General features: G+C 71.3%; 6 protein-coding genes. All 6 read left to right on the top strand.

What is annotated here, in order from left to right; translation table 11 throughout:
* The first annotated feature begins 10 nt into the window (after nucleotides 1-10).
* The 6 genes from A6Q79_RS18010 to A6Q79_RS18035 are packed head-to-tail and all read left to right on the top strand — an operon-like array spanning nucleotide 11 to nucleotide 7,494.
* On the top strand, nucleotides 11-1,312 hold the full coding sequence (locus A6Q79_RS18010; RefSeq protein WP_317698912.1) for a DUF1326 domain-containing protein: 1,302 nt from the start codon (nucleotides 11-13) through the stop codon (nucleotides 1,310-1,312).
* Nucleotides 1,313-1,341: 29 nt separating this feature from the next.
* Complete coding sequence (gene treS / locus A6Q79_RS18015; protein ID WP_286689226.1) at nucleotides 1,342-3,174, top strand: maltose alpha-D-glucosyltransferase; 1,833 nt, start codon at nucleotides 1,342-1,344, stop codon at nucleotides 3,172-3,174.
* Nucleotides 3,171-4,484 carry an aminoglycoside phosphotransferase gene (locus A6Q79_RS18020; protein ID WP_317698909.1) on the top strand — a complete coding sequence of 438 codons (1,314 nt, stop codon included), beginning with the start codon at nucleotides 3,171-3,173 and terminating at the stop codon, nucleotides 4,482-4,484. Before treS ends, A6Q79_RS18020 begins: the two co-directional genes overlap by 4 nt.
* Nucleotides 4,481-5,830, top strand: a complete 1,350-nt coding sequence (gene glgB / locus A6Q79_RS18025) for a 1,4-alpha-glucan branching enzyme (protein WP_317698910.1) — start codon at nucleotides 4,481-4,483, stop codon at nucleotides 5,828-5,830. The genes A6Q79_RS18020 and glgB overlap by 4 nt, the downstream gene beginning before the upstream one ends.
* Nucleotides 5,766-6,299 carry an alpha amylase C-terminal domain-containing protein gene (locus A6Q79_RS18030; protein ID WP_317698911.1) on the top strand — a complete coding sequence of 178 codons (534 nt, stop codon included), beginning with the start codon at nucleotides 5,766-5,768 and terminating at the stop codon, nucleotides 6,297-6,299. Before glgB ends, A6Q79_RS18030 begins: the two co-directional genes overlap by 65 nt.
* 10 nt (nucleotides 6,300-6,309) lie before the next feature.
* The gene (locus tag A6Q79_RS18035) at nucleotides 6,310-7,494 is read left to right on the top strand and encodes an arginine deiminase (RefSeq protein WP_286689223.1); all 1,185 of its coding nucleotides are present in this window, start codon (nucleotides 6,310-6,312) and stop codon (nucleotides 7,492-7,494) included.
* Nucleotides 7,495-7,664: the final 170 nt, after the last annotated feature.

Consider the following 7,664-nt stretch of genomic DNA (forward strand, 5'->3'; position numbering starts at 1 on the left):
CCTGGATGGTTTGGTCGTCGTCGCCACCTTCTATTTTCCTCGCGCCATACATCATGGTGACGGGCACATGCAGCCTATCCTGGAGAGTCGTGCCACCGACGAGCAGCGCGATGCGTTGTTCTATATCCTGACCGGTGAAGATCAGCCAGTTGGAACTATGTTCCAGATCTTCAGCGTGATCATCGAGCATCACCACGAGCCGATATTCACCGAAATTGGATGGGACTGGGACATTAAGGCTCGGCGCGCACGTATCGACGTACCCGGCGTATTGCGCACCGAGGCGCAACCCATACTGAATCCGGTCACGGACACTGAGCAACGGATTATCACGACGCTGCCCGACGGCACCATCGCCTACGCCGAGAACCCGCCGAAGAAGTACCAGGACATCTACCCCCTGAACTTCGACCTCGACCCCGACGGCATCTACGCCGAGGTGCTGCGCGTGACGCTGCACTGGGTCGAGCGCGGCGTGCGCATCTTCCGCGTCGACAACCCGCACACGAAGCCGCCGAGCTTCTGGGCGTGGCTCATCGCCGAGGTCAAGGAGCGCCACCCCGACGTGCTGTTCCTGTCCGAGGCGTTCACGCGTCCCGCGCGGCTCTGGGGGCTCGCGCGGCTGGGCTTCACGCAGAGCTACACCTACTTCACGTGGCGCACGACGAAGGAGGAGATCGTCGAGTTCGGCGAGGACCTGCGCGACCACTGGGACGAGGGTCGCGGCAACCTCTTCGTCAACACGCCCGACATCCTCCCCGAGCACCTGCAGGTCGGTGGTCCGGGCATGTTCGCGCTGCGCGCGGCGCTCGCGGCCACGCTCGCCCCCACCTGGGGCGTCTACTCCGGCTACGAGCTGTTCGAGGCCGAGGCGCTCCGCCCCGGCGCCGAGGAGTACCTGCACTCGGAGAAGTTCGAGCTGCGTCCGCGCGACTACGCCGCGGCGCTGGCCGAGGGCCGCTCGCTGGAGCCGTGGATCACCCGTCTGAACGAGATCCGTCGGGCCCACCCGGCCCTGCAGCAGATGCGCACCCTGCACTTCCACCACGTCGACCACGACGCGCTGCTCGTCTGGTCGAAGCAGGACCCCGAGACCGGCGACCTCGTCGTCGTGGTCCTCTCGCTCGATCCGCACGAGGCCCGCGAGGGCACGGTCTTCCTCGACCTCGACGCGATCGGCCTGTCGCCCGACACCGAGCTCGTCGCGCACGACGAGGTGACCGGCGAGACCTTCCCGTGGGGTGCGGCCACGTACGTGCGCCTCGACCCCGCCCGCGCACCCGCGCACATCCTGCACGTGACCCCCCGATGACCCCGCGCCCCCTCCCGGGAGGAGACCAGATGGCCGACGCACCACCCGAGGCGACAGCACCCGACGCTGCGCTCGACGGGCTCGAGCACACCCCCCACACCGGCGACGACGTCGCCGCCGACGGGACGCTCTCCGAGCCGAGCGCCGACGACTTCGATCACGCCGAGCAGGCGCCCTCGGACCCGGAGTGGTTCAAGCGCGCCGTGTTCTACGAGGTGCTGGTCCGGGCGTTCAACGACTCCAACGGCGACGGCACGGGCGACCTGCGCGGCCTCGCCGACAAGCTCGACTACATCCAGTGGCTCGGCGTCGACTGCCTCTGGCTGCCCCCGTTCTACGCCTCGCCACTGCGCGACGGCGGCTACGACATCAGCGACTTCCGCGCCGTCCTGCCGGAGTTCGGCACGGTCGAGGACTTCGTCCACCTGCTGGAGGAGGCGCACCGACGCGGCATCCGCGTGATCACCGACCTCGTGCTCAACCACACGTCCGACGCCCACCCGTGGTTCCAGGCGTCGCGCCAGGACCCCGACGGTCCCTACGGCGACTTCTACGTGTGGAGCGAGACCGGCACCGAGTACAGCGACGCGCGCATCATCTTCGTCGACACCGAGACGTCGAACTGGACGTACGACCCGGTGCGCGGCCAGTTCTTCTGGCACCGCTTCTTCAGCCACCAGCCCGACCTGAACTTCGAGAACCCGGCCGTGCGCGAGGCGATGCTCGACGTGCTGCGCTTCTGGCTCGACCTCGGCATCGACGGGTTCCGGCTCGACGCCGTGCCCTACCTGTTCGAGGAGGAGGGCACAAGCAGCGAGAACCTGCCGCGGACCCACGAGTACCTCAAGGAGGTGCGCGCGACGATCGACCGCGAGTACCCCGGCCGGGTGCTGCTCGCCGAGGCGAACCAGTGGCCGTCGGACGTCGTGGAGTACTTCGGCGACCCCGAGGTCGGCGGCGACGAGTGCCACATGGCCTTCCACTTCCCCCTGATGCCGCGCATCTTCATGGCGGTGCGCCGCGAGTCGCGGTTCCCGATCTCGGAGATCCTGGCGCAGACGCCGCCCATCCCGGCCGGGACCCAGTGGGGCATCTTCCTGCGCAACCACGACGAGCTGACCCTCGAGATGGTCACCGACGACGAGCGCGACTACATGTACCGCGAGTACGCGCGCGACCCGCGGATGAAGGCCAACATCGGCATCCGGCGGCGGCTCGCGCCGTTGCTGGAGAACGACCGCAACCAGCTCGAGCTGTTCACCGCGCTTCTGCTGAGCCTGCCGGGCTCCCCGGTGCTCTACTACGGCGACGAGATCGGCATGGGCGACAACATCTGGCTCGGCGACCGCGACGCGGTCCGCACGCCGATGCAGTGGTCGCCGGACCGCAACGCCGGCTTCTCGCGCTCCGACCCCGGTCGCGTCTACCTGCCGCCGATCATGGACCCGACGTACGGCTACGAGGCGGTCAACGTCGAGGCGCAGATGGGCAACTCCGCGTCGCTGCTGTCGTGGACGCGGCGCATGATCGAGGTCCGCAAGCAGCACCTGGCCTTCGCCGAGGGCGACTTCGTCGACCTGGGCGGCTCGAACCCGAGCGTCCTGGCCTACCAGCGCGTCTGGACCCGTCCCGACGGCGAGCGCGACGTCGTGCTGTGCGTCAACAACCTGTCCCGCTTCCCCCAGCCCGTCGAGCTCGAGCTCGGCGAGCACGAGGGGTGCACCCCCGTCGAGCTGACCGGCAGCGTGCGCTTCCCGCGCGTCGGGGAGCTGCCCTACCTGCTGACCCTCCCGGGTCACGGCTTCTACTGGTTCCAGCTGGTCGAGCTCGGCGACGAGGGCGAACGAAGGAGCATGCTGTGAGCCAGCCCGTGACCCAGCACGACGTCGACCAGGTCGCGGCCGCCCTGCCCGGGTGGCTGCCCTCCCAGCGGTGGTTCGGCGGCAAGGACCGCGCGGTCACCTCCGTCCGCGCCCTCGACTGGACGGTCGTCGAGGACGGTGACCCCGCCCTCGTCCACCTCGTCGTCGAGGTCGGGCAGGACGACCGCACCGAGCCGTACCAGCTCCTGCTGGGTCGGCGCAGCGACGGACTGCCGGACGTCCCGGCGACCGCCGCGATCGGGGTCGAGGACGGCCCCGTCTGGTACGAGGCCAGCGGCGACGCCGACCTCACCGGCGTGCTGCTCGACCACGTGGCCGCCGGCGACGTGGTCGGCGACCTGCGGTTCGAGCCGGAGCCGGGCGCCGAGCTCGTGACGGGCCTCCGCGCTCACCCGATCACGTCGGAGCAGAGCAACACCTCCCTCGTCTACGGCGGCCAGTACATCCTCAAGCTCTTCCGTCGGCTCACGCCCGGCACCAACAAGGACCTCGTGCTGCACCGGGCGCTGCGCGAGGTCGGGTCGTCGCACGTCGCCGAGCCGCTCGGCGCGATCAGCGGCACGCTCGGTGACGACGAGGTCACCTTCGCGATGCTGCAGCGCTTCCTGCCCGATGCGGCCGACGGCTGGGTCATGGCCACCACGAGCGTCCGCGACTACATGGCCGACGACGCGGGGCTGCCGCCCGGCGACCTCGGCGGCGACTTCGCGGGCGAGGCCTACCGGCTGGGTCGCGCCGTGGCCGACGTCCACGCCGACCTCGCCCGCGCCCTGGGCACCGAGACGGCTGCCGGCGACGACCTCGCCCGCACGGTCGAGGCCATGGAGCGCCGGCTCGACCGCGTGGCCGCGGCCGTGCCCGCCCTGCGCGAGCACACCGACGGGATCCGCGACGCGTTCCGCGCCGTGGTCGACGTCGAGCTCAGGCTGCCGCTGCAGCCCGTCCACGGCGACCTGCACCTGGGCCAGGTGCTGCGCACCGTCTCCGGGTGGCTCGTCCTCGACTTCGAGGGGGAGCCCGCGGCCAGCCTCGCGGAGCGCTCGGCGCTGCGGTCGCCGCTGCGCGACGTCGCCGGCATGCTGCGCTCCTTCGACTACGCCCCGCGGGTCGTCGAGCGCACCTGGGCCGAGGACGACCCCGACGGCGCGCGACGAGTCCGTGCTGCTGCGCGGGCTCGAGCTCGACAAGGCGGTCTACGAGGTGGGCTACGAGCACGCCAACCGGCCCGACTGGACCGACGTGCCGCTCGGCTCCATCGCCCGCATCCTCACCGAGGAGGCCTGACATGACGTCCGACGACACCCCCACCCCCAGCGCGGCCACGGGCGCCGAGCCGGCGGACGGCTGGCCCGTCGCGGTCGGCGAGCTCGACCTCCCCCTCATCGGCGAGGGCCGCCACGAGCGGCTCTGGGACGTGCTGGGCGCCCACGTCCGCACCCACGACGGCACCGACGGGCCCGTCGCGGGCACCTCGTTCGCGCTCTGGGCGCCGAACGCCCGCAGCGTGCAGGTCGTCGGCGACTTCAACGGCTGGGACGGCGGTGCGCACGCCATGCGACCGCTCGGCGGCCCGGGTGTCTGGGACCTCTTCGTCCCGGGCGTCGGCGCCGGCGCGCGGTACAAGTTCCGGGTCGAGGGCGCCGACGGCGTCTGGCACGAGAAGATCGACCCGCTCGCGTTCGGCACCGAGGTGCCGCCCGCGACGGCGTCGGTCGTCGTCGAGCCGACGCACCGCTGGCGCGACGACGCCTGGGTGGAGCAGCGCGACGCGACCCGCTGGGCCGAGGCCCCCGTGAGCATCTACGAGGTGCACCTCGGGTCGTGGCGTCCCGGGCTGACGTACCGCGAGCTCGCCGAGGAGCTGGGCGACTACCTCCTCGAGATGGGCTTCACCCACGTCGAGCTGCTGCCCGTCGCCGAGCACCCCTTCGGCGGCTCCTGGGGCTACCAGGTCACGTCGTACTACGCGCCGACGTCGCGGTTCGGCTCCCCCGACGACTTCCGCTGGTTCGTCGACGAGCTGCACCAGCGCGGCCTCGGCGTCATCGTCGACTGGGTGCCTGCGCACTTCCCGAAGGACGAGTGGGCCCTGGCCCGCTTCGACGGCACCGCCCTCTACGAGCACCCCGACCCGCGCCGCGGCGAGCAGCCCGACTGGGGCACCTACGTGTTCGACTTCGGACGTCCGGAGGTGCGCAACTTCCTCGTCGCCAACGCGCTGTTCTGGCTCGAGGAGTTCCACCTCGACGGCCTGCGCGTCGACGCCGTCGCGTCGATGCTCTACCTCGACTACTCGCGCAACGACGGCGAGTGGGTGCCCAACAAGCACGGTGGCCGCGAGAACCTCGAGGCCGTGCAGCTGCTCCAGGAGCTCAACGCGACGGTCTACAAGCACCACCCCGGCGTGATGATGCGTGCACCGCTCGTACCACCACGGGGAGATGACGTTCGCCATCGACTACGCCTGGACCGAGAACTTCGTGCTGCCGCTGTCGCACGACGAGGTCGTGCACGGCAAGGGCTCGCTGTGGGGCCGGATGCCGGGCGACGCGTGGAACAAGGCGGCCGGCGTGCGCGCCCTGCTGGCGTTCATGTGGGCCCATCCCGGCAAGCAGATGCTGTTCATGGGCGGTGAGTTCGGGCAGGAGGGCGAGTGGGCGGAGGCCCGCGGGCTCGACTGGGACGAGCTGCGCGACCCGCTGCACGCGGGCGTCCTCGAGCTGGTCGCCGACCTGAACCAGACGTACCGCGCGACCCCCGCGCTCCACACGGCCGACACCACCCCCGACGGGTTCCGCTGGATCGACGCCTCCGACGTCGCGGGCAACGTCGTGTGCTTCCTGCGGATCGGCAGCGACGGGTCGCAGCTGGCCTGCCTGGCGAACTTCTCCGGAGCGCCGCACCACGACTACCGCGTCGGGTTGCCGCTCCTGGGCCGGTGGCGCGAGGTGCTGAACACCGACGCGCAGGCGTACGGCGGCTCGGGTGTCGGCAACCTGGGGTCGGTCGAGGCCGAGGGGATCCCGCACCACGGGTTCGCGGCGTCAGCCCTCGTCCAGCTGCCCCCGGCCGGGGTCCTCTGGCTGGAGCCCGACGCCACCTAGGGTGGGCCCCATGACGACGTGGGGTGCCTCGAGCGAGGTCGGCCGCCTGCGGACGGTGCTGCTGCACCGGCCGGGCCAGGAGCTCGCGCGGCTGACGCCGCGCAACAACGACTCGCTGCTGTTCGACGGCATCCCCTGGCTGGGGCGCGCGCAGGACGAGCACGACGCGTTCGCGCAGGCGCTGCGCGACCACGACGTCGAGGTGCTGTACCTCGTCGAGCTGCTCACCGAGACGCTCGAGCAGGCCGACGCCCGGGCCGAGATCGTCGAGAGCACGACGTCGACGCTGCACCTCGGCGACAGCCTGCGTCGCTACCTGGTGGCCGCGCTGTCGGACCTCGCCCCCGCCGACCTCGCCGCCGTCGTGACGGCCGGCCTGCGCAACGACGAGGTCGCGCACCGCAGCATCGTCACGAGCCTGCTGCGCCCCGACGACTTCCTCGTCGACCCGCTGCCCAACCTGCTCTTCACGCGCGACTCCTCCGTGTGGCTGCTCGACCGGGTCGCCGTCACGAGCCTGGCGATGCCGGCGCGCGTCCGCGAGACGCAGCTGACCGGTCTCGTGTACGCCCACCACCCGCGCTTCGCGGGCGTCGAACGGGTCCACGGTCCGCACCTGGAGCACCTCGAGGGCGGCGACGTGCTGCTGCTCGCGCCCGGTGTCGTCGCGGTCGGCGTCGGGGAGCGGACGACTCCCGCCGGCTTCGAGCGGTTCGCGGCCACCGCACTGCGTGCCGGTCTGGCCGAGTCGGTGCTGGCGGTGCCCATCGCCCAGGAACGCGCCACGATGCACCTCGACACGATCGTCACGATGGTCGACGTCGACACCGTCGTCATCTACCCGAACATGGCCGACGAGCTGCGGGCGCTGGCGGTCACGCTCGACGCGGACGGCTCGCTGTCGGTGGCGCCGGAGCGGTCGTTCTTCGACGCCGCGGCCGACGCGATGGGCATCGAGCGCCTGCACCGCATTGACACCGGTCTCGACCCGGTGACCGCCGAGCGCGAGCAGTGGGACGACGGCAACAACACCCTCGCCATCGACGCCCGCCTCGCCGTCGCCTACGAGCGCAACGAGCAGACCAACGCCCGCCTGGAGGAGCACGGCATCGAGGTCGTGGCCATCAGCGGCTCCGAGCTCGGCTCCGGCCGCGGCGGCCCCCGCTGCATGTCCTGCCCCGTCCTCCGCGACTGACCCGCCCCTCCCCCCTCGCCGCCCTTGGGGTTGGGCCCCACCCAAAGGGTGACTCACCCACCCAGCGCTGAGGTGGGGTGAATCCTTCGGGTGGGGGCGACGGTCGGTGGTGACGTCGGTCAGCCCCCGGCGGACAACGGGCGGCCATCCTCTGGGTGGGGCCCCACCCA

The organism is Aeromicrobium sp. REDSEA-S32_B7 (assembly GCF_001626145.1).
In the GTDB taxonomy this organism is placed as follows: domain Bacteria; phylum Actinomycetota; class Actinomycetes; order Propionibacteriales; family Nocardioidaceae; genus Aeromicrobium; species Aeromicrobium erythreum.